Here is a 21303-nt window from a genome sequence, read left to right as displayed (position 1 = left end):
GGCGTCCGGGCGTCCGAGAGGGTGCGGCTCAGGCGAAGACGATCATCGAGCCCTGGGTGAGGCTGCGGGTGGCCGCCGCGTACAGGCCCGCCCAGGCGTGCCGCTCCCGGGCGAAGGGGTGCAGGTCGTCCAGCGGTGGGCCGAACGGCTGCTCCAGCCCGGTCGGGCCGAGCGGCCGGGTCGGGTCCGGCGGGTTGAGCGGGTCGATGCCCAGGGCCGGGGCGACCGCCTGCAGTTCGCGCAGCAGCCCGTGGCTGGAGCCCAGCGGGCCGCCCGCGGACAGCAGCGCCTCGTCCACCAGCGGCACCGCGAACTCGATCGGCACGTACGCCCCGGCGTGGTCGAAGTGCCAGACCAGGTGCGACTGTTCCGCGCTGCTCTCGAACATCTCCAGCAGCTGCTCGTAGTCGCCGCCGAGCGCGTCCACCGGCGTGATGTCCAGGCCGGTCAGCCCCAGCAGGTAGGCGCGGCGCAGGAAGTGCAGCGAGTCGTAGTCGAAGGCGGCTATCGGCTCGACCGCGCCGCTGATCCCCGGCACGTACTGGTAGACCGGCACCTCGGGCAGCCCGCGCGAGGTCAGCACGGCGTTGTAGAGCGCGAGATCGTCCCGGAAGGGGTTGTCGGGGCTGTGGCTCAGCACGTCCACGAGCGGGACGAGCCAGAGGTCGCAGGCCATGGGCCGGCTCTTCCTCTCCGGGCGGCGGGGCCGTTCGCGGGGCGAACGGCGGGCGGACGGATCGCACCCGGGGAGTCGGTGCAGGGACCGCCCGGGACGACGACCGCCCACCCTACCGGCCCGGCGCGCGGTGCGGGTCGGGCCGTCCCTCGGGCAGGTGGCCGGACGGCGGCTCGGGCAGCCGGCGGTTGAACCGCCCGTACGGCACCGAACGCGGCTGCGGCACCAGGCCCAGGCCCAGCCCCAGCTCACGGCCGAGTTCCCGGCCCAGCTCGCGGTCCCGGCCCCGGCCCCGGCCGCCCTCCGCGGCACCGCTCGCAGGCCCGCCGTCCGTCCCGGCCGCCCCGGCCGGGGCCCGCTCCGGGGCCGGCCCGTCCGTTCCGGGTCCGTCCGTGCGGGGGCCGTCCGCCCCGGGCCCGTCCGTGGCCGGGGGCACCTCCGCCGCGGGCTCCGCCGGTCCGGCGCCCGCGATCAGCAGCGGCAGGACGCCGGCCGACTCCACCGGCTGCCCGGCCAGCCCGGCCAGCAGCCGGACGGTGAACAGGTTGTACTCGCAGACGATCCGGTGCGCGCCGGCCAGGTCGCCGGCCGCGACCGCGTCCACCAGTTCCGGGTGCCGGTCCCAGCAGACCCCGCCCAGCTTCGGCATCGCCCGCAGGTAGGGCGCGGCGAACATCCAGGACTGCACCCGCAGCCAGTCGAGGTAGTCGCCGATCCGGCGGTTGCCGAGCAGCCCGGCCATCTCCTGCCAGAACCGGCGGTCACAGCCCACCATCACGTCCAGGTTCCCGGACCGGGCCGCCCGCACGGCCGCGTCCGCCCGCCGGCGCAGCGAGGGCATCCGGACGGCCGTGTCCGGCAGGGCCTGCCGGACGGCGAGCTGGCGGAAGTAGCTGTCGGTGAGCAGCACCCGGGACTCGAAGATCTCCAGGAAGTCGTCCCAGCCGAACTCCGGCACCGTGAAGCCCCGGTGGTGCTCGGTCCGGAGCAGACCCTGCGCGCCCAGGTCGACCAGCGCCTCGCGGGCCGGCGTCGCCGAGACCCCGTACAGCTCGGCGATCTCCTTGACGGTGAAGTTGCGCCCGGCGGCCAGCCGGCCGGCCATCATCTCCTCGCGCAGCGCGCCCGCGATCTGCTCACGGAGGCTGTTGCGGTGGATGACGGGGCGGGCGTCGCCTGCGCCGGCACCGGACATGCGCGCGACCTCCTCGGGGCGGGCTGGCGGCCGTCCCGGGGACAGACCGGCGAAGAACGCTGGAACACGACGAACGCTCATCTTCTCAAAAGATGCCGCCGCAGCGCGGGCGCCCCCGGTGACAACCACCGTCACCCGCCCACCTGGGCCGCGTCCGCCGGTCCCGGCGCCGGAGCCGGCGGACGCCTCAGCGCTGGACCGGAGCCGGGATGCCCAGCAGCCGGTCCCGGTGGACCGGGAAGTCGGCACGGGCCTTGGCCACCTCGGCCGGGTCGAACTCCACCGTCAGCACCTCCTCGCCCGGACCCGCCTCGGCCAGCACCCGGCCCCACGGGTCCACCACGATGCTGTGCCCGGCCTGCTCGACCCCGCCGTGCGTGCCCGCCGTGTTGCAGGCCAGCACGTAGGCCTGCTCCTCGATCGCACGGGCCCGGTTCAGCACCGTCCAGTGCTCACGCCGCTTCGCCGGCCAGGCCGCCGGGATCACCAGCAACTGGGCGCCCGCGTCCAGCAGCGCCCGGAACAGCTCCGGGAACCGCAGGTCGTAGCAGGTGGCCAGGCCCAGCGTGCCGAAGTCGGTGACGGCGGTGACGATCTCCTGCCCGGCGCCCATCACCACCGCCTCGCCGCTGTCGAAGCCGAAGCGGTGCACCTTGCGGTAGGTGTGCACCAGTTCGCCGTCCGGGGCGAACAGCAGCGAGGTGTTGTAGATCGGCCCGTCGGGGTCGCGCTCGACGACCGACCCGGCGTGCAGCCAGACCCCGGCCGCCTTCGCGGCCGCCGCCATCGCGTCCGAGGTCGGCCCGTCCAGGGCCTCGGCGCCGTCCGACCAGAGGTCGTACGCGAAGCCGCCCAGCGCCCACAGCTCCGGGAGGACGACCAGGTCGGCGCCCTGCTGCGCCCGGACCAGGGCGGCCGCGCGAGCCCGGCGCTCGGCGGGCGGCTCGGTGTCGGAGACCGCGAGTTGGATCAATGAAGCGCGCACAGTACCACCGTCCACGGCAAGAGTCCTACGATCGTCACCCGAAAGCACTGCCCTGCTCTCACCCGGCAGCGTAACGTGCGGTTAGCGTGCGCGCCCGGAAGCCGGACGAACCCGGCCGACCCCGAGGTCAGGGCGCGCGAGGCAAGGCAGCTGACGGAGGGCCGGAGATTCCCGTGACGGACAACCAGACCGTGCAGGCTTACACCGATGCGTGGACGCAGTCCATCGAATCGATATCGGAGCTGGTCACCCCTCTCCCGGAGGACTCCTGGAACCGGGCCACCGAGTGCCCCGGCTGGTCGGTGCGGGACGTCGTCTCGCACGTCATCGCCATCGAGTCCGAGCTGCTCGGCGACCCGCGCCCGATCCACTCCCTCCCCCGGGACCTGCGGCACGTCACCACCGAGTTCGCCCGCTACATCGAGCTGCCCGTCGACAAGCGCCGGTGCCACACCTCGGTCGAGCTGACCGGCGAGCTGGAGTACACGATCATCCGCCGCTCGCGCGCGCTGCGGAACGCCAGGCAGACCCCGGACGAGTCGGTCCGCTGGCCCGCCGGACCGCACAGCCGCGACGTGCCGTACCACGAGCTGCTGCGCCGCCGGGCCTTCGACGTCTGGGTGCACGAGCAGGACCTGCGGCGCGCGCTCGACGTGCCCGGCAACCTCGACGCCCCGGGCGCCCTGGTCTCCCGGGACGTCCTGCTGGAGCTGCTGCCCAAGGCGGTCGCCCACCAGGCCGGCGCGCCGGCCGGGACGGCCCTGGTCGTCGACGTCACCGGCCCGGTCGAGTTCCTGCGCACCGTCCGGGTCGACACCGGGGGCCGCGGCACCGTCGACGAGTCGATCAGCCTCGCCCCCGACGTCCAGCTCACCATGGACTGGGAGACCTACCTCCGGCTCGCCTGCGGCCGCGGCCGCCCCGGCCCGGTCGCCGTCGAGGGCGACCGGGAGCTGGCCGCCCGCGTCCTGGCCAACTTCGCCGTCACCCTGTAGCCACGGCGGCCGCAGCGGTCACCCACCCGGCGTACACACACCACCGCACGCCGGGTGGGACGTTCGTGCTCCCGTGCGTCAGCTTGGCACCAGCACCTCACCCGTTCGACCTCGTTGTTCCGGGCAGTCCGGCTGTCACCCGGAAGAAGGAGGGGCGTCCCGATGGACGACGAACAGGACCAGATGGTGCTGGTGCGGTCGAGCTTCCCGGTCACGGGGCAGCCGATCAGGGTCGTGATGATCGACGGCGAGCCGTGGTTCGCGACAACGGACGTGTGCGCGGTGCTGGACCGCAGCAATCCGAGCTGGGCCAGCAAGATCGTGTCACCCGAGGACACGAGGACCGTGGATATGCGCTCGGTATGCCTCACTTCAAGTGAGGCATACCGCGTTTCCGCAGGTGGGAATGGACCCGTCCGCGGAAATCCATTCCTGAACCTGGTGAGTGAAGCAGGGCTCTACCTGCTCGTCATGAGGTCGAAGAAGCCCAATGCCCACCCCTTCCAGGAGTGGGTCACCCGTGAACTTCTCCCCTCCGTCCGCCGGGGGGACACCGACGGTCCGACCCAGCAACGGCGGATGGCGGAGACCCTGGCCGAGGCGATCGGGCAACAGGTGCAGATCGTCGCGGAGATCGATCACGAGGACTGGCCGGGGGTGACCGTCCACTCGGACGGGACGGTGCACTGCCGGCACGGCGAGATGGTCTTCCACGTCCCGCGCCGGGAGGAGGACAGCGGGCCGCCGTTCGGCGGCTACTACTCCTGCCAGGCGGTGGAGCGGGTCGGCATCCGGGGCAGCCGTGTGGTCGCGGGCTGCCCGAAGCTGAAACTGGTCGACCTGATCCGCCTGCGGCGGGCGGCACGGGCGAGTACCGCGACCGGGCCGGTGCCGCCCCCCGACGACGGCCCCATGTACGTGGACCTGCACGGCGCCCGGATCTTCGGGACACCTCCGCAGATCGCCGAGCTGATGCGCGCGTACGGGGGCTGATCCGGCGAGGGCTTCGAGCGTCGTATGCCTCACTTCAAGTGAGGCATAGCGGGGGACTACCCTTCCCGAAAGTTAGGTTAGTCGCGTTTCCGCAGGTCGGAAACCCTACGGAATGACTACGCCCTCGCCGACGCGACCTTCTTCCGCAGGCGCAGGATCATCAGCGTGCCCACCGCCAGCGGCACGTACTGCCAGCAGAAGGCCCAGCGGAAGGCATCGGCCGAGTACGTGCCGGTGCCCTCCGGGGTGAGCAGGTCGAGCAGGAGGCCGATCCCGAAGAGCGTGATCATCGTGCCGATGAAGCCGCCCATGTTGACGATGCCGGAGGCGGTGCCGAGCCGCTCGACCGGGTTGCGGGCGCGGGCGTAGTCCAGGCCGACCAGCGAGGCCGGGCCGTTGCTGCCCATCACCAGGATGACCGCGACCAGCAGCCAGAGCGGCGGCCGCCCGCCCGGCCAGGCCAGTACCAGGGCCCAGCCGGCCGCGGTGGTGGCGATCACGGCGAGCACGATCGGCATCCGGGCCCGGGCGGTGCGGGAGAGCACCCGGCCGAAGGCGAAGCCGAAGGTCATGTTGGCGAGCACCAGCAGCGTGAGCAGCCCGCCGGCCTGGGCCCGTGACATGCCCTGGCCCTCGACCAGGTAGGGCAGGCCCCAGAGCAGGCCGAAGGCGTTGCCGGGGAACTGCGTGGTGAAGTGCACCCAGAGCCCGAGCCTGGTGCCGGGCTCGCGCCAGGCGAGCCGGACCTGCCGGCCGACGGCGGGCCGGGGCGCGGCCGGGGACGCGACGGCGGTCACCGGCGGGCCGGGCGGGGCCTCCCGGAGGAAGAGCGCGACGAGCGCGAAGACGGCGACGCCGAGCAGCGCGGTCGCGGTGAAGGTGGGCGTCCACCCCTCGCTGTGCAGCGCCTGGGCGAGGACGACGGTGGTGACCAGGTTGCCGCCCATGCCGGCGAGGCCGGTGAGCTGGGCGACGAACGGGTTCTTCGCGGCCGGGAACCAGCGCGCGGCGATCCGCAGCACGCTGATGAAGGTCATCGCGTCGCCGCAGCCCAGCACCGCCCGGGAGGCCAGCGCGGGGACGAACGCGGAGGAGAAGGCGAACGCGAGCTGCCCGGTGCTGAGCAGCACGACGCCGAGCAGCAGCACCCGGCGCGGGCCGAACCGGTCGACCAGCAGGCCGACGGGTATCTGCATGGCCGCGTAGACCAGCACCTGGAGGATGGAGAAGGTGGAGAGCGCCGACGCGCCGATGCCGAAGCGGTCGGCGGCGTCCAGGCCGGCCACGCCGAGGCTGGTGCGGTGGATGACGGCGAGCACGTAGACGCCGGCGCCGATGGCCCACGCCAGCCACGCGGCACGCCCGCCGGGCGGCGGCGCGACGGTGCCGGCCGGGGGCGCGGGCGTGGTGGAACGGGGAGCGGCGACGGACTGGGGGCGGGCTGAACGGGCGGGCTCCACGGGCATAGTGCCCCCAGATTAGTCATCCCATCATTGGACGCCCAGCCCGGGGGTGGCGGGGTGCGGACACGAACCACCTCAGCCGGTCACCGTCCAGGACACCGACCTGGTCATGAACCGGTCGCGGAAGGGCTCGTCCCGCACCCAGTCGGTGGTGTCCCGGACGGTGGCCGTGACGGTGCTGCTGTGGCCGGGGACCAGGTTGAGCTGGGCGGTGTCGAACCAACTGCGGTCCGCCGCCTGCGGCTCCACCGGAGCGCCGTCCACCGTCCAGTCGACCTGGAGCTGCCGGGCACCGGCCAGCGGCAGCGGGCGGACCTCCAACCGCGGCCGGCCGGCCACCTCGCCCGGCGCGGGCACCGGCGCGTCGGTGGGCCGGATCCGGCGGTAGATCGCCTCGATGATCGCCTCCCGCGAGGGCAGGTTGTACGCCCCGCCGAGGGTGCGCATCACCGAGTCCGGGGTCGGCCGGTAGATCCCGTTGGCGCTCCGGTACGCCCCGACCGTCCCGGCCCCGTCCGGGGACTCCGCGCCCAGCCACCGCCACCACTTGGACTGCTTGCGACGCATCTCGTCCGCGTTGTCGGCGGAGAGGTTCGGGTAGTCGGCGTCGTCCGGCGCGCTGTCGTACTCGTCGCCGAGGTCGCCGACGGTGTGCCCTATCTCGTGCTGGATGATCCGCCCGGCGTCCGAGCTGCCGCCGGCCAGCGTGGTCACGCCGGTGCCGCCGGCGCCGCCGTACTCGCTGGAGTTGGCCAGCGCGATCAGGTACTGCGGGCCGTCGTCGTCCCCGGCGTAGCGGGCGGTGGCGGCCTCGTCGGCGCAGAGCAGCCGGGCGGTGCCCTCGCACCAGAAGTGCATGCCGAGCGGGGTGCCGGGGTTGCGGCCGCGGCTCTCGGTCTCGGCGATGCCGGAGACCGGGGAGACCACCTCGACCCGCCTTATGTTGAAGAAGCCCTGGTAGCTGCGGAACGGCTCGATCTCCATCAGCGCCCGCCAGGCCCGGTCGGCCTCCTGGCGGAAGAGGTCCTGCTCGTCGGCGGTGTAGCCGTCGCCGAGCAGGACCAGGGTGATCCGGTTGGCGGGGTCCCCGGTGCGCCTTATGTCGACGGTCGGGGCGGTGGCGGCCGCGCGCAGGTCGGCCCGCTGCACGCTGTGCGGCGGCACCGCCCGGTCGGCGGGCGCACCGGGCCCGATGACGCCGAACGGCGAGGGGCCGGCCAGCTCCAGGGCGGCGGGCAGTACGGCGGTGGACACCAGCACGAGCGCGGCCAGACTCCGGACGAGACGGCCAGGGTTGCCAGGCGGCATACGGGTGCGTCCTCGGGGATCCGGTCACCCGGCGTCGCCCGGGTGGTGGACGGGTAGCCGTACCCGGCCGGGCGTGTCTCCCCATCCTGTCCGGCGAAAATGTCACCGACCTGGGCGAACGACCCGGATCATCCCGGTCGTACCGATGAGTCCGACCAGGTGGTCGTTCCTCACCGACCGTGACCGCCTCCGGCCGTCCGCCTCAGCCCTTCCGGCCCGGCCGCACGTCGAGCACCAGGTGGACGGCCAGGCCGAACAGCAGGCCCCAGAACGCCGAGCCGATGCCGTACAGACTCATACCGGACGCCGTGGCCAGGAAGGTCACCACCGCCGCGTCCCGGCCGCGCTCCTCGGCCACCGCCGCGGCCAGGCTGCCCTGCAGCGAGGCCAGCAGCGCGACCCCGGCGATCACCGCGATCAGCTCCTTCGGCAGGCCGGTGAAGAGGCTGACCAGCACGCCGCCGAAGCTGCCCACCAGAAGATAGAGCGCGCCGGCCGACATCCCGGCGACATAACGACGGCGCGGGTCCGGATGGCTCTCCGGGCCGGCGCAGATGGCCGCGGTGATCGCCGCCAGGTTGACGCCCGGCGAGCCGAACGGCGCCAGCAGGACGGAGAGCCCGCCGGTGGCCCCGATCAGCAGCCGGTCGTCCGGCCGGTAGCCGAAGGCCCGCATCACGCCCAGGCCCGGCGCGTTCTGCGAGGCCAGCGCGACGATGGTGAGCGGCAGCGCCAGCCCCACCGCGGCGGGCCAGGAGAACGCGGGCACGGTCAGCACCGGCCGGGTCGGACCGCCCGCGCCGAGGTGCAGCGGCAGCCCGACGGTGACGGCCGCCAGGACCCCGCCGGCCACCAGCGCGGCCGGCACGGCGTACCGCGGCGCCAGCCGCTTGGCGAGCAGGAAGGCCGCGAAGCTGCCGAGCACCAGGACGGGCGCGCCCTTCACGGCGCCGAAGATCCCGGCGCCGAAGGAGAACAGGATGCCCGCCAGCATCGCGTTGACGATCCCGGCCGGGACCGCCGCGATCAGGCGCCCGAACAGCCCGGTCACCCCGAACAGCGCCACGACGACCGCGCTCACCAGGAAGGCGCCGACCGCCTCCCGGTACGGGTACGCGCCGAGGCTGGTCACCAGCAGCGCGGCCCCCGGGGTGGACCAGGCGGTGATCACCGGCGTCCTGGTCCACCAGCTGAGCAGCAGGCAGGTCAGCCCGCTGCCGATCGCCACCGCCCAGATCCAGGAGGCGGTCTGCGCCTCGTCCAGCCGTCCGGCGGCGGCCGCCGCCAGCACGACCACCAGCGGTCCCGAGAACGACACCACGATGCACACCAGCCCGGCCAGCAGCGCCGGGAGGGACGCGTCCCGGCGCAGCGAGCGGCGCTCCCCGGGGTCGGTACGACGGTCGGCCGAACGGGTTATCAGCTCCTCTGCCATCCCGGCAGTATCGCGGAGACACCCCCTCGGCAGGCGGCTCGAAAGATCCCGGAAAAACTTTTGAATCCACCTGCAACCCCCGGCGGGGATGCGCGTCTGTACGGGTGAAGGGCAACGGAGAGCGAGACCGGCGAGCCGGGGGGCGCTTCCGCTCGACAGGAGCGGTGCCGGTCACCTTCACCACACACACCCGCACCACCATGACCCCGGGGAGACACGTCATGCGCAAGTCCGTTATCACCGCTTCTGCGAAGAACGTCCGCCCGCTCTCCGCCCGCCGCCGCCTCGCCGCCGTCGCCGCCGGCGTCGTCCTCGCCGGCGGCGTCCAACTCCTCACCACGGACACCGCCTGGGCCGCCTGCGGCGACGGCCCGAAGACGAGGACCACCACCGAGGCCAAGCCGGTCACCCCGGCCTCCGCGCACAAGGGCGAGCTCCAGGCCGGGTTCCACATGACCCCGGACGGGCAGACCATCACGGCCGGCGGCGCGAAGGTCGAGATCGGCGTCGGCGTCACCAACTTCACCGGAGCGCCGTACGAGAACGTCTCCGCCACGATCCATCTGTACAACAAGAAGGGCGCCAACCGGCTCGAGGACTTCACGGTCGAGGAGGCCACGCCCGGCGGCTGGAAGACCCTGGCCCTCCACCACGGCTGCGACCCGACGATCTTCGCGGACACCACCGGCGAGAAGGAGAAGAGCCTCAGCGACGGGCGGGCCGCCCACTTCATGTTCCGCGTCTCCGTCCGCACGAACGCCTCGGCCGACCTCGACGACCTCGAGATCTACGTCGGCGGGAAGGCCGACGGCTACCCGCTGGTGCAGGGCGGCACCCACACCTTCAAGGTGGTGCACCCCTCCGCCCCGGCCAAGCCGGCCACCCCCAAGCCCGCCCCCTCGAAGCCCGCCACGGCCGCTAAGCCGACCGACAAGCCCGCCGCCACCGCCAAGCCCTCGGCCAAGCCGGGCCCCGCCGCCGAGCCGGCCGCCGACACCACCGCGACCACGGCCCCGAAGAGCACCCCCACCACCGCGCCGGCCACCACCGCGCCCGCGGGCACCCCCGAGCTGGCCCAGACCGGCTCCTCCGAGCGCAACACCTTCCTCGCCGCTTCCGCCGCCGTCTTCGTCGCCCTCGGCGCCGGCGTCCTGATCGCCGTGCGCCGGCTGCGGCCCCGGCGCTGACCGGCACACACACCCGCACCACCATGGCCCCGGGGGGACACGTCATGCGCAAGTCCGTTATCACCGCATCCGCGAAGAACGTCCGCCCGTTCTCCGGCCGTCACCGCCTCGCCACCCTCACCACCCTCGCCACCCTCGCCACCGGCACCGCCTGGGCCTCCGGGGCTCCGGACGGCGCGCCGGCGTCGGCCGGGACCGCCCGCTCCGGGGCCTCCGCCGCCCCGTCGGCCGACGCCGGGACGACCACGGGAATGCCCGAGCTGGCCGGGCCCGGCACCGAGGCCGGGTGGCTGACCGCCGCCGGCGGCGCCGCCCTGATCGCGGTCGGCGCGGGCACCCGGTTCGCCGTGCGCCGGCTGCGACCCCAGCGCTGACCGGCACGCGGGCACGGGAAGGGGCCCTCCTCCGCACCATCGCGCGGAGGAGGGCCCCTTCACCGTTCCCGGGTCGTCAGCCCCAGGTGATCAGGCGCTTCGGCTGCTCCAGCAGCGCGGCCACGTCGGCCAGCACCTTGGAGCCCAGCTCCCCGTCCACCAGGCGGTGGTCGAAGGAGAGCGCCAGCGTGGTCACCTGACGCGGGACCACCTTGCCCTTGTGCACCCACGGCAGTTCCCGGACCGCGCCGAAGGCGAGGATCGCGGCCTCGCCCGGGTTGAGGATCGGGGTGCCGGTGTCGACGCCGAAGACGCCGACGTTGGTGATGGTGACCGTGCCGCCCTGCATGTCGTTCGGCGAGGTCTTGCCCTGGCGGGCGGTGTCGATCAGCTCGCCGAGCGCCGCCGCCAGGCCCGAGAGGGTCTTGCCGCCCGCGTCCTTGATGTTGGGGACGATCAGGCCGCGCGGGGTGGCCGCGGCGATGCCGAGGTTCACCTGGCCCTTGATGACGATCTCCTGGGCCGCCTCGTCCCACTGCGCGTTGATCTCGGGGTGCCGCTTGATCGCGGTGAGCAGCGCCTTGGCGACCAGCAGCAGCGGGCTGACCCGGACGTCCCGGCCCAGCTCGCCGCTCTCCTTGAGCCGGCGGACGAACTTCATCGTGCGGGTGACGTCGACCTGGACGAACTCGGTGACGTGCGGGGCGGTGAAGGCCGAGGCCACCATCGCCTGCGCGGTCGCCTTGCGGACGCCCTTGACCGGCACCCGGACGTCACCCGTGGCCGCGACCGGCACGGCGGCGGGCAGCACGGCGGGAACGACGGCGGGCGCCCCGGCCGGCTCGGCCACCGGGGCCTGGGCCACCGCGGCCGCCGCCGAGGCGTGCGCGTGCACGTCCTCGCGGGTGATCACGCCGTCCGGACCGGTCGGGGTGACGGCCCGCAGGTCGACGCCGAGGTCCTTGGCCAGCTTGCGCACCGGCGGCTTGGCCAACGGCCGGTCACCGGAGGGCTGTGCGGGCACCACCGGCGCGGGCGCCGGAGCCGGCACCGGGGCGACCGGCGCCGCGGGGGCCTTGGCGGCCACCGTGGTGGTGGTCGTCCGGCGGGCCCGGCGCTGGCTGCCGCCGGTCCGCGGACCGTAGCCGACCAGCACCTCGCGCCGCTCCGGCTCGGCCGGCTCGGCCGGCTCGGCCTTCGCGGGGGCGGCCGCCGGGGCGGCCGGGGCCGCGGCGGGGGCGGCGCCCGCCACCGCGACCGAGATGATCACGGTGCCGACGTCGACCGTCGCGCCCTCCGGGAAGAACAGCTGCTCGACCACCCCGTTGAACGGGATCGGCAGCTCCACGGCGGCCTTGGCGGTCTCCACCTCGCAGACGACCTGGCCGTCCGTCACGGTGTCGCCGGGCTTCACGTACCAGCTGAGGATCTCGGCCTCGGTGAGGCCCTCGCCCACGTCGGGCATCTTGAACTCGCGGAGCGAGCGAACTTCGGTGGTCATCTTCGCTCCCCGGTTCAGTACGCGAGCGCGCGGTCGACGGCGTCGAGCACGCGGTCCAGGTCCGGCAGGAAGGCTTCCTCGACCCGGGACGGCGGGTACGGCGCGTAGTAGCCGCCGACCCGCAGGACCGGCGCCTCCAGGTGGTAGAAGCACCGCTCGGTCAGCCGGGCGGCCAGCTCGGCGCCCATGCCCATGAAGACCGGCGCCTCGTGCACCACGATGCCGCGGCCGGTCCGCTTGACCGACTCCTCCAGGGTCGCGAAGTCGACCGGGGAGAGCGAGCGCAGGTCCACGACCTCCAGCCGGCGGCCGTCCTCCTCGGCGACCGCGGCGGCCTCCTGGCAGACCTTGACCATCGGGCCGTACGCGATCAGCGTCGCGTCGGTGCCCGGGCGGACCACCCGGGCCGAGTGCAGCGGGAACATCGGGTCGTCGCCGACCTCGCCCTTGTCCCAGTAGCGGCGCTTGGGCTCCAGGAAGATCACCGGGTCGTCCGACTCGATGGACTGGCGGAGCATCCAGTGCGCGTCGTGCGCGCTGGAGGGGGTGACCACCCGCAGGCCGGCGGTGTGCGCGAAGTACGCCTCGTGCGACTCGCTGTGGTGCTCCACCGCGCCGATGCCGCCGCCGTAGGGGATGCGGACGGTGATCGGCAGCTTCACGTGGCCGAGCGCACGGGCGTGCATCTTCGCCAGCTGGGTGACGATCTGGTCGAAGGCCGGGTAGACGAAGCCGTCGAACTGGATCTCGACCACCGGGCGGTAGCCGCGCAGCGCGAGGCCGATCGCGGTGCCCATGATGCCGGACTCGGCGAGCGGGGTGTCGATCACCCGGTCCTCGCCGAAGTCCTTCTGGAGCCCGTCGGTGATCCGGAAGACGCCACCGAGCTTGCCGATGTCCTCGCCCATCAGGACGGTCTTCGGGTCGCTCTCCAGCGACTTGCGCAGCGCCTCGTTGAGCGCCTTCGCGATGCTGAGCTGACCGGCCATCAGAGGTTCTCCCCCGCCTCGAAGGAGGCCGCGTACTCGACGTACTCGGCCCGTTCCTCATCGACCAGCGCGTGCGGCTCCGCGTAGACGTGGTCGAAGATCAGGGTCGGGTCCGGGTCCGGCATGCTGCGCACGCCCTCGCGGACCCGCAGCCCGAGCTGCTCGCTCTCGGCGTCGACCGAGGCGAAGAACTCCTCGTCCGCGAGGCCCTCCTTCTCCAGGTGGGCCTTGAGGCGGGCGATCGGGTCCTTGGCCTTCCAGGCCTCGGTCTCCTCGGCCTGCCGGTAGCGGGTCGGGTCGTCGGAGGTGGTGTGCGCACCCATCCGGTAGGTGAACGCCTCGATCAGCACCGGGCCGTTGCCGGTGCGGGCGTGGTCGAGCGCCCAGCGGGTGACGGCCAGGCAGGCCAGCACGTCGTTGCCGTCGACCCGGACGCCCGGGAAGCCGAAGCCGGAGGCGCGGCGGTACAGCGGGATCTTGGTCTGGTTGGTGGTGGGCTCGGAGATCGCCCACTGGTTGTTCTGGCAGAAGAAGACCACCGGGGCGTTGTAGACCGAGGCGAAGGTGAAGGCCTCGTTGACGTCGCCCTGGCTGGAGGCGCCGTCGCCGAAGTAGGCGATCACCGCGTCGTCCGCGCCGTCCTTGGTGATGCCCATCGCGTAACCGGTGGCGTGCAGGGTCTGCGAGCCGATCACGATGGTGTAGAGGTGGAAGTTCTTCTCGTTCGGGTCCCAGCCGCCGTGGTTCACGCCGCGGAACATCCCGAGCAGGTTCAGCGGATCGACGTCGCGGCACCAGGCCACACCGTGCTCGCGATAGGTCGGGAAGGCGTAGTCGCCGGTGCGCATGGCGCGCCCGGAACCGACCTGCGCGGCCTCCTGGCCGAGCAGCGAGGCCCACAGGCCCAGCTCGCCCTGGCGCTGCAGCGCGGTCGCCTCGGCGTCGAACCGGCGCACCAGCACCAGGTCGCGGTAGAGGGCGCGCAGCTCGTCCGGAGTGGTGGTGAGCGGGTAGTCCGGGTGCTCGACCCGCTCGCCTTCCGGGGTGAGCAGCTGTACGAGCTCCGGCTGGGCGTCCGTACCCGTGGCGCGGAGGGTGTCAGGGACGCCGGGGGCCGCCTTCTTGCGGGCCCTCGCCGTGCTTTTGACGGTCACGTTCACTCCTCGGTCTGTCCGGCCGCCCGGGGTCGCCGGTGACCGGTCCGGTCACCGCCTCGCGGGGCGCGCGTGGGTGTGCGCACCTACTGCGGGGCAGGTGGTGATCCTTTTCCGACGGCGTCCCTCACGAGAACGTTACCCAGCGGCAGCCCTTGGCGCCCTTGCGCTAGGACGTCCTACTTGTTGGGTTCCTCCAGCTGCGGGTGTGGCGCAGCTCTCAATTCGGTCGCCTTCAGGACACCTGCGCACGTTATCCGGGCGGAGCCCTCTGCGTAAGGGGGTTACGGGCATCGGTTTGGACTGCTCTGGCCGGATAGCGATCCCGGTCCGGTGCGGGCGATAGGTCTTTCGTAGGGTGATATGGGAGGCTTTGTGGGTGACTGATAACGGACAAATCAGGGTATTCCTCCTCGACGACCACGAGGTGGTCCGGCGGGGCGTGCACGATCTGCTCTCGGTCGAGGACGACATCGACGTGGTCGGCGAGGCCGGCACCGCCGCCGAGGCGCTCACCCGGATCCCGGCCGTCCACCCCGACGTCGCCGTGCTCGACGTGCGGCTGCCGGACGGGAACGGCGTCGAGGTGTGCCGGGAGATCCGCTCCCGGCTGCCGGAGATCAAGTGCCTGATGCTGACCTCGTTCTCGGACGACGAGGCGCTGTTCGACTCGATCATGGCGGGCGCCTCCGGCTACGTGCTGAAGGCGATCCGCGGCTCCGACCTGATCACCGCCGTCCGGGACGTCGCGGCCGGCCGGTCGCTGCTCGACCCGGTCGCGACCAGCCGGGTGCTGGCCCGGCTGCGCAACGGCGGCGAGAAGGAGGACGAGCGGCTGGCCCAGCTCACCAAGCAGGAGCGGCGCATCCTCGACCTGATCGGCGAGGGGATGACCAACCGTCAGATCGGCAACGAGCTGCACCTCGCGGAGAAGACGGTGAAGAACTACGTCTCCAGCCTGCTCGCCAAGATGGGCATGGAGCGGCGCACCCAGGCCGCCGCCTTCGTGGCCCGCCACCAGGCCGACCAGCAGCACTGATCACGACCGGTCGGCACCCCGTACACCCTGTCGCATACATACAACTGACGGTTTGTCAAGGGCCCCCGCCGTGGGGCCCTACCCTCAGGCTGTGACTTTCAGCCAGACCCTCGCCTGTGCCCCGGCCCGCCCCGACCTCTCCGCACCCCCGATGGGGACCCTCAGCCCGCCCGTCCCGCACGCCGCCCTGACCGAGGTCCTGCGCCGCTACCGGGTCGGCCGGCTGCTGGCCGCCGAACCCGTCGCCGAGGGCCTGCTGAACCGGGGCTACCGGGTCCGCACCGAGGCCGGTACGTACTTCCTGAAGTGCTACGTCGACGCCGCCACCGCCAACCGCACCGCGATCTCCGACCACCACCGCACGATGGCCTCGCTGAACGCCCTCGGCCTGCCGGTCGCACCCCCGCTGGACGGCGCCGGGCCGTCCGGCACGGTGGCCGCGTTCGGCGGCCGGCTGTTCGCGCTCTTCCCCTGGGTGGATGGCCGACACCAGCACGGCACCGAGCTGCCCCTGCCGCAGTGCGACGTGCTCGGCGCGCTGCTCGGCCGGCTGCACGGCGCGCTGGACGACGTCTGCGCCCCGGTCGCACAACCCGCCGGCTACGGCACCGCCGACCCGCTGGACAGTGCCGCCCTCGCCCGCGACCTCCGGCTGCGGGCCCGGAAACACCGCCCGCACGGCGCGTTGGACGAACTCGCCGAGCAGCGCCTCACCGAGCGGCTGGACCTGCTCGCCGAGTACGCCCACCGGCGCCCCGCGCCCCAGGCCGCCCCGCCCACCGGCTGGACGCACGGCGACTTCCACGGGCTCAACCTGCTGCACCGGGACGGCCGGATCTCGGCCGTCCTGGACTGGGACAAGCTGGGGCGGCAGCCGCGCGCCGAGGAGGCCGTCCGGGCCGCCACCCTGGTCTTCAACGACCGGACGACGGGCGTGCTCGACCTGGTCCGGGTCCGGCACTACTCCCAGGCCTACCGGGCCACCGGGGCCGCCACGGCGGAGCACCTGGCGGCCGCCGTGCACCGGGTCTGGTGGGAGCGGCTCAACGACTTCTGGATGCTCCAGTGGCGCTACCAGCGGGCCGACCACCGGGCCGACCCGCTCTACCCCGCCTCGGCGGGCCAGTTGGCGTGGTGGTGCCAGGAGTACGAGCAGGTCCTGGACGCCTTCGCCAACTGACCCGGGCGGTCAGGGAACGGCCGGGACGGTCGGGGTGGCCGGCTTCGACGGCGGCGGCTGCGTCCCGGTCTGACCGGTCCCGCCGGTCGGCGTGCCGGTCGCCCCGCCCGTCGGGGTGCCGGTCGAGGTCGGCGTACCGGTCGCCGAACCGGTCGCCGTCGCCGACTTGGTGCCGGTGGCCGACATGGTCGGCATCGGCGTGTGCTTGCCGGACGGCTGGCTGGCCGCGGGGCTCTGGTTGTTGTTGTCGGTCTGCTGGGTCGGCTTCCGCGTGGTGGCCTGCGTCGTCGGTGCCGTGGTCGAGGTCGGGCCGGTGGTCGGCGCGGCGGTCTCCGTGGCGGCCGGCGTCGCGACCGAGGTGGTCGGCGTCGGGTTGTGGCTGTTCCCGCCACCGCCACCGCCGCCGCTGAGCGCCAGCGCGATGCCGACGCCCGAAGCGACCAGCACCGCCGCGACCCCGGCCACCCAGCCCCACGGCCCGCGCCGGCGGCCGTGGCCGTCGTCGTCGCCGCCCGAACCGTCGTCGCCCCCGCCGCCGTACGGCCCGCCGCCCGACGAGTAGGGCGAGGCCGGGGTGTGCGCGGTGTCGGGCCCCGGGTACGGGAGCATCGTCGTCGCTTCGTTCGCACCGCCGACGCCGCTGCCGAGCACGGCCGTCTCGTCCGTGCCGATCACCGGGTTGGCGCCGCTGTGGCCCAGTGCCGCCAGCCCGGCCGCCGCCGCCCAGGCCCCGCCGGCACCGTGCATCTCGCGCAGCGCGTGCTGGAGGTGGGCGCGGAACTCGTCGGCGTCCTGGAAGCGGTCGTCCGGGTTCTTCGCCAGCGAGCGCAGCACCAGCGGGTCGAGCGCGGACGGCACCCGCGGGTTGGCCTGCGAGGGCGGCACCGGCATGTCCTGCACGTGCTGGTAGACCACCGAGAGCGGCGTGTCGCCGGTGAACGGCGGGCGCAGCGTCAGCAGTTCGTAGAGCATGCAGCCGGCCGCGTACAGGTCGGAGCGGTGGTCGACCGGCTTGCCGAGGGCCTGCTCGGGCGAGAGGTACTGCGGGGTGCCCATGACCATGCCGGTCTGGGTCATGGTGCTGGCGGTGCCGGTCAGCGCGCGGGCGATGCCGAAGTCCATCACCTTGACCGCGCCGGTGGTGGTGATGATGACGTTGGCGGGCTTGATGTCGCGGTGGACGATGCCGTGCCGGTGGCTGTAGGCGAGCGCCTCCAGCACCCCGGCGATGATGATCAGCGCCTGGTCGACCGGCGGCGCCTCCTCGTCCACCAGCAGCTCGCGGACGGTCCGGCCCTCGACCAGCTCCATGACGATGTACGGCGTCGACTCGTCGCCGACGTACTCCTCGCCGGTGTCGTAGACCGAGACGATCGAGTGGTGGTTCAGCGCCGCGACGGCGTGTGCCTCGCGGGTGAACCGCAGCCGGGCGATGTCGTCCTGGGCGAGCTCGCCGCGGAGCAGCTTGACGGCGACGGTCCGGCCGAGCCGGATGTCCTGGGCGGCGAACACCTCGGCCATGCCGCCGCGGCCGAGCCGGTGGGTCAGCCGGTAGCGGCCGTCCCCGACCGTGCCGAGCGGGGCGGCGGTGCCCCGGCCCGGCGTCTGCGGGCCGCCGCCGTACGGCGGGAGCGCGGTGGTGGCGGCGCTGTCGCTACCGGCGTCGGGCGTCCTGGGGGCCCCGCCGGCCGGACCGGCCGCCCGGGCACCCTCGTCGTCGTCCGGCTGCTGCGTCTGTGCCATCGCTCCTCGCCCCGGGCCTTCGCTCGGATCGCGGTGCCCTGTCGCTTCGTATCCCCGAACGCTACCGCCTCCGGCTGTCCCCCGTAGCACGCCCGATCCGGGCGGAACGCATCAGAGCAGGCCATTCCGGTCGACCGGGGTGTCCAGGTACAGGACGGTGGCCGCCCCCGAGCTCCCGTACGTCGTGGAGCCGGACTTGGTGGTCTTCTCGGCCTTGGTCACCACGATCGCGATGATGATGATCGCCAGCACGATCACGCCGATGATGATGCCGACGATCACCAGGGCCGTCGAGCAGCCGCCGCTGCTGCTCGACGCGGGCACCGGCTGGAACGGCGGCATCGGCTGCGGCATCGGCTGCGGCGGCGGGGTGTGCGCCTGCTGCGGGAAGGGCGGCGGCGTCTGGAAGGCCGGCGGGGGCGTCTGGAACGCCGGGGGCGGCGTCTGGAAGGCCGGCGGAGGCGTCTGGAACGCCGGCGGAGGCGTCTGGAACGCCGGCGGAGGCGTCTGGAACTGCTGCTGGAAGGGCTGCGGCGTGTGCGGCGCGGCGTGCGCCGAGCGCGGCCCGTCGGTGATCACCAGCGGCGTGCTGGCCTGCAGCTGGCTGGCGCCGCCGCCCTTCTCCGCCGCGATCAGCCGCTCGGCCTCGTCGCGCATCGCGGCCGCGGACGGGAACCGGTGCGCCGGGTCCTTGCGCAGGGCCTGGGCGACGAAGGCGTCCACCGCCGGGCCGACCGCCCGGTTGATGCTGGAGGCCGCGGCCGGCTCCTCCTGGACGTGCTTGTAGGCGATCGAGAACGCCGAGTCGCCGTCGAAGACCAGCTGGCCGGTGAGCATCTCGAAGAGCATCACGCCGACCGAGTAGAGGTCGGAGCGGGCGTCCACCGGCTTGCCGAGCGCCTGCTCGGGCGAGAGGTACTGCGGGGTGCCGACCACCATGCCGGTCTGGGTCATCGACGTGACGCCGGAGTCCAGCGCCCGGGCGATGCCGAAGTCCATGACCTTGACGGTGCCCTTGCGGTCGAACATGACGTTGCCGGGCTTGATGTCACGGTGGACCAGGCCCTGGTCGTGCGAGGCCTCCAGCGCGTTCAGCACGCCGACGGTGATCCGCAGCGCCTCCTCGACCGGCATCGCGCCGTACTGCGCGACCGCCTCGTTGATGGCGTCCCGCAGGCCCTTGCCGTCGACCAGCTGCATCACGATGAACGGCGTGCTGGAGCCGTCCGCGGCGATGTCCTCGCCGCTGTCGTACACGGTGACGATGTTGGTGTGCTCCAGCCGGGCCACCGACTGCGCCTCGCGGCGGAACCGCTCCTTGAAGGTCTCGTCCCGGCCGAGCTCGGCGTGCATGCTCTTCAGCGCGACCTGGCGGTCCAGCACGTTGTCGTAGGCGAGGTGCACGGAGGCCATGCCGCCCTCGCCGAGCACCCGCTGCAGCACGTACCTGCCGTTGCCCAGGGAGTGGCCCTCGACCGCGTTGCCGTGCTCGCTCATGGTCCTCTGCTCCCCCTCGGCGCGGCCGTGCCGCCGCAACCGTGACGTTCGGTCTCGTCCGTGCGTGTCCGGGCCCGGCACCCTCGGCCGGCCCGCCCCTGTCGCGGCGCTCGCCCGCCCGCGACAGGGGCCCAGGGTATCGGCTCACGGCGACACTGATCGGCGCAGGGCCGACACTGTGTCCGAGCCGCGACCGACGACCCTCCGGTACTGCGTGCGGTGGTGCGTCCGGTGCCGGATCGTGGCGGTACGTCCGAACACCGCGCACCGCGGCCGGTCCGGAGCCCGGCCCGCCGCAGCCCCGGGTGCGGCGGGGCCGGCCCCGGTTACAGGTACGGGCCGGAACGGATCCCGCGGCCCTCGCCCGGCTCCTCGCCCTCCTGGTCACCGCCGTGCAGACCGGGCGGCAGCGCCCGGCGCATCTGCTCCAGCTGCGCGCGCGCCGCCATCTGCTGGGCGAACAGCGCGGTCTGGATGCCGTGGAACAGCCCCTCCAGCCAGCCGACCAGCTGGGCCTGCGCGATCCGCAGCTCGGCCTCGGTGGGGATCGAGTCCTCGGTGAACGGCAGCGACAACCGCTCCAGCTCGGCGACCAGTTCGGGCGCCAGGCCGAGCTCCAGCTCCTTGATGGAACTGGCGTGGATGTCCTTCAGCCGGGCGCGGCTGGCCTCGTCGAGGGGGGCCGCCCGCACCTCCTCCAGCAGCTGCTTGATCATGCTGCCGATCCGCATGACCTTGGCGGGCTGCTCCACCATCTCCGTCACCGGGAGTTCACGCGGCCCGTCGGCGTCGTCGTCCCCCGCGGAGCCGGCGAAACCCTGGCCCACCGGCAGCCCGTCCGGTCCGACGATCAGCACCTTCTGGCCGTCCTGCGACTGCCCGCTCATGGCCTGGTAGAGCTCCTGCGGCGAGCGCTCGTTCATCGGATTCGTCATGAACAACATTCTCCCTCACTGGGGTTGGTCGGACGGAAGCCCCCGGCCGCACCGCCGTCGGCCGGTTCCGCCCGCCACCGCGCACGACGCTACGCCCCCGCGCGGCGGCCCGGCATCCGTACGGATACTCAGTTCGCGCGGGGGCGTGGCGGGGAACGGGTGGGGGCGGGCGGCGAAGGACGGGCGGGGGCGCGGCGGCCGCGGCGGGGACGGCGGTGCGGGGCGTCCGGGCTCAGCCCTTGCGCAGCCGCAGGCCGATCAGGCCCAGGCCGCAGCCGATCAGGCCGAGGCCGGCACCCAGCGGCAGCTGGGTCGTGGAGGCGTCGCCCCAGCGGGCGGGCACCACGATCGCGGGGACCGCGACGGCCTGTTCGACCGGCCCGGCCGCCAGCGTCGTGCTGTCGGCGGCGGCGTCGTCGGCCGGGCCGGTGGCCTCGGCCGGGTCCGTGCCCGGGGCGGACCGGTCCGCCCCGGCGGGCTGCCCGGACGCCGACGGCCCGCGTCCGGGGGCCCGGTCCGGCGCGCGCTCGGGCACCGGCCCGGTGCGCTCGGGCGCCGAGGCCGGCCGGTGCCGGTTCCCGGCCCACTCCGCCCATGCCGTACAGCACCTGCACCGGCTCGCCCGGGCCGAGGGTGAAGCCGTCCCGCAGGGTC

The 21303-nt window shown here is 73.6% G+C and carries 19 protein-coding genes; 6 read left to right on the top strand and 13 right to left on the bottom strand.

From position 1 onward, the window contains the following. Positions 1-28 precede the first annotated feature (28 nt). The 3 genes from ABZ885_RS09625 to ABZ885_RS09615 all read right to left on the bottom strand — a co-directional run bounded on the left by ABZ885_RS09625 (position 29) and on the right by ABZ885_RS09615 (position 2856). A complete protein-coding gene (locus ABZ885_RS09625) occupies positions 29-676 on the bottom strand; it encodes a hypothetical protein (protein ID WP_360185600.1) in 648 nt (215 codons plus the stop codon). 112 nt (positions 677-788) lie between these two features. Continuing rightward, positions 789-1871, bottom strand: coding sequence for a GntR family transcriptional regulator (locus ABZ885_RS09620; RefSeq protein WP_360185597.1), 1083 nt, complete (start codon positions 1869-1871; stop codon positions 789-791). Between the two features lie 187 nt (positions 1872-2058). Beyond that, on the bottom strand, positions 2059-2856 hold the full coding sequence (locus tag ABZ885_RS09615; RefSeq protein ID WP_360185594.1) for a carbon-nitrogen family hydrolase: 798 nt from the start codon (positions 2854-2856) through the stop codon (positions 2059-2061). 173 nt (positions 2857-3029) lie between these two features. Between ABZ885_RS09615 and ABZ885_RS09610 the strand changes: the two genes are divergently transcribed. Together ABZ885_RS09610 and ABZ885_RS09605 are read left to right on the top strand one after the other, a co-directional pair. Further along, entirely contained in the window at positions 3030-3851 is an 822-nt protein-coding gene (locus ABZ885_RS09610; RefSeq protein ID WP_360185592.1) for a maleylpyruvate isomerase family mycothiol-dependent enzyme, read from the top strand. A 162-nt stretch (positions 3852-4013) separates the two neighbouring features. Further along, positions 4014-4844, top strand: a complete 831-nt coding sequence (locus tag ABZ885_RS09605; protein WP_360185589.1) for a Bro-N domain-containing protein — start codon at positions 4014-4016, stop codon at positions 4842-4844. A gap of 116 nt (positions 4845-4960) precedes the next feature. Here ABZ885_RS09605 and ABZ885_RS09600 read toward each other — a convergent pair whose 3' ends face one another. The 3 genes from ABZ885_RS09600 to ABZ885_RS09590 form a co-directional block, all read right to left on the bottom strand. Next, complete coding sequence (locus ABZ885_RS09600; protein ID WP_360185586.1) at positions 4961-6310, bottom strand: MFS transporter; 1350 nt, start codon at positions 6308-6310, stop codon at positions 4961-4963. A 72-nt stretch (positions 6311-6382) separates the two neighbouring features. Beyond that, the gene (locus ABZ885_RS09595; RefSeq protein ID WP_360185583.1) at positions 6383-7561 is read right to left on the bottom strand and encodes a M64 family metallopeptidase; all 1179 of its coding nucleotides are present in this window, start codon (positions 7559-7561) and stop codon (positions 6383-6385) included. Between the two features lie 256 nt (positions 7562-7817). Further along, a complete protein-coding gene (locus tag ABZ885_RS09590) occupies positions 7818-9050 on the bottom strand; it encodes a benzoate/H(+) symporter BenE family transporter (protein ID WP_360185580.1) in 1233 nt (410 codons plus the stop codon). Between the two features lie 221 nt (positions 9051-9271). Between ABZ885_RS09590 and ABZ885_RS09585 the strand changes: the two genes are divergently transcribed. Together ABZ885_RS09585 and ABZ885_RS09580 are read left to right on the top strand one after the other, a co-directional pair. Next, positions 9272-10237 carry a hypothetical protein gene (locus ABZ885_RS09585; RefSeq protein WP_360185577.1) on the top strand — a complete coding sequence of 322 codons (966 nt, stop codon included), beginning with the start codon at positions 9272-9274 and terminating at the stop codon, positions 10235-10237. 44 nt (positions 10238-10281) lie between these two features. Continuing rightward, the gene (locus ABZ885_RS09580) at positions 10282-10611 is read left to right on the top strand and encodes a hypothetical protein (protein WP_360185575.1); all 330 of its coding nucleotides are present in this window, start codon (positions 10282-10284) and stop codon (positions 10609-10611) included. 76 nt (positions 10612-10687) lie between these two features. Here the strand turns inward: ABZ885_RS09580 and ABZ885_RS09575 are convergent, their stop codons facing one another. Genes ABZ885_RS09575 through pdhA form a run of 3 tightly spaced genes read right to left on the bottom strand, consistent with a single transcriptional unit; the run spans position 10688 to position 14261 of the window. Beyond that, entirely contained in the window at positions 10688-12112 is a 1425-nt protein-coding gene (locus ABZ885_RS09575; protein ID WP_360185572.1) for a dihydrolipoamide acetyltransferase family protein, read from the bottom strand. A 14-nt stretch (positions 12113-12126) separates the two neighbouring features. Next, positions 12127-13104 carry an alpha-ketoacid dehydrogenase subunit beta gene (locus ABZ885_RS09570; protein WP_360185643.1) on the bottom strand — a complete coding sequence of 326 codons (978 nt, stop codon included), beginning with the start codon at positions 13102-13104 and terminating at the stop codon, positions 12127-12129. Beyond that, positions 13101-14261 carry a pyruvate dehydrogenase (acetyl-transferring) E1 component subunit alpha gene (pdhA, locus tag ABZ885_RS09565; RefSeq protein ID WP_360185569.1) on the bottom strand — a complete coding sequence of 387 codons (1161 nt, stop codon included), beginning with the start codon at positions 14259-14261 and terminating at the stop codon, positions 13101-13103. Before pdhA ends, ABZ885_RS09570 begins: the two co-directional genes overlap by 4 nt. A gap of 373 nt (positions 14262-14634) precedes the next feature. Between pdhA and ABZ885_RS09560 the strand changes: the two genes are divergently transcribed. Together ABZ885_RS09560 and ABZ885_RS09555 are read left to right on the top strand one after the other, a co-directional pair. Then, positions 14635-15294, top strand: coding sequence for a response regulator transcription factor (locus ABZ885_RS09560; protein WP_360185566.1), 660 nt, complete (start codon positions 14635-14637; stop codon positions 15292-15294). Positions 15295-15385: 91 nt separating this feature from the next. Beyond that, positions 15386-16474, top strand: coding sequence for a phosphotransferase (locus ABZ885_RS09555; RefSeq protein ID WP_360185563.1), 1089 nt, complete (start codon positions 15386-15388; stop codon positions 16472-16474). 9 nt (positions 16475-16483) lie between these two features. Here ABZ885_RS09555 and ABZ885_RS09550 read toward each other — a convergent pair whose 3' ends face one another. The 4 genes from ABZ885_RS09550 to ABZ885_RS09535 all read right to left on the bottom strand — a co-directional run bounded on the left by ABZ885_RS09550 (position 16484) and on the right by ABZ885_RS09535 (position 21184). Then, positions 16484-18217: a protein kinase gene (locus ABZ885_RS09550; RefSeq protein WP_360185561.1), complete on the bottom strand. Its 1734-nt coding sequence runs from the start codon at positions 18215-18217 to the stop codon at positions 16484-16486. A gap of 111 nt (positions 18218-18328) precedes the next feature. Next, positions 18329-19714 carry a protein kinase gene (locus tag ABZ885_RS09545; RefSeq protein ID WP_360185558.1) on the bottom strand — a complete coding sequence of 462 codons (1386 nt, stop codon included), beginning with the start codon at positions 19712-19714 and terminating at the stop codon, positions 18329-18331. 326 nt (positions 19715-20040) lie between these two features. Beyond that, entirely contained in the window at positions 20041-20601 is a 561-nt protein-coding gene (locus ABZ885_RS09540) for a bacterial proteasome activator family protein (RefSeq protein ID WP_360185640.1), read from the bottom strand. Positions 20602-20881: 280 nt separating this feature from the next. After that, the gene (locus ABZ885_RS09535) at positions 20882-21184 is read right to left on the bottom strand and encodes a hypothetical protein (RefSeq protein ID WP_360185556.1); all 303 of its coding nucleotides are present in this window, start codon (positions 21182-21184) and stop codon (positions 20882-20884) included. Positions 21185-21303 lie beyond the last annotated feature (119 nt).

Source organism: Kitasatospora sp. NPDC047058 (genome assembly GCF_040643935.1).
In the GTDB taxonomy this organism is placed as follows: Bacteria; Actinomycetota; Actinomycetes; order Streptomycetales; family Streptomycetaceae; genus Kitasatospora.
Note: the sequence above shows the minus strand (reverse complement) of the source record. Positions and strands in the feature narration are given on the sequence as shown.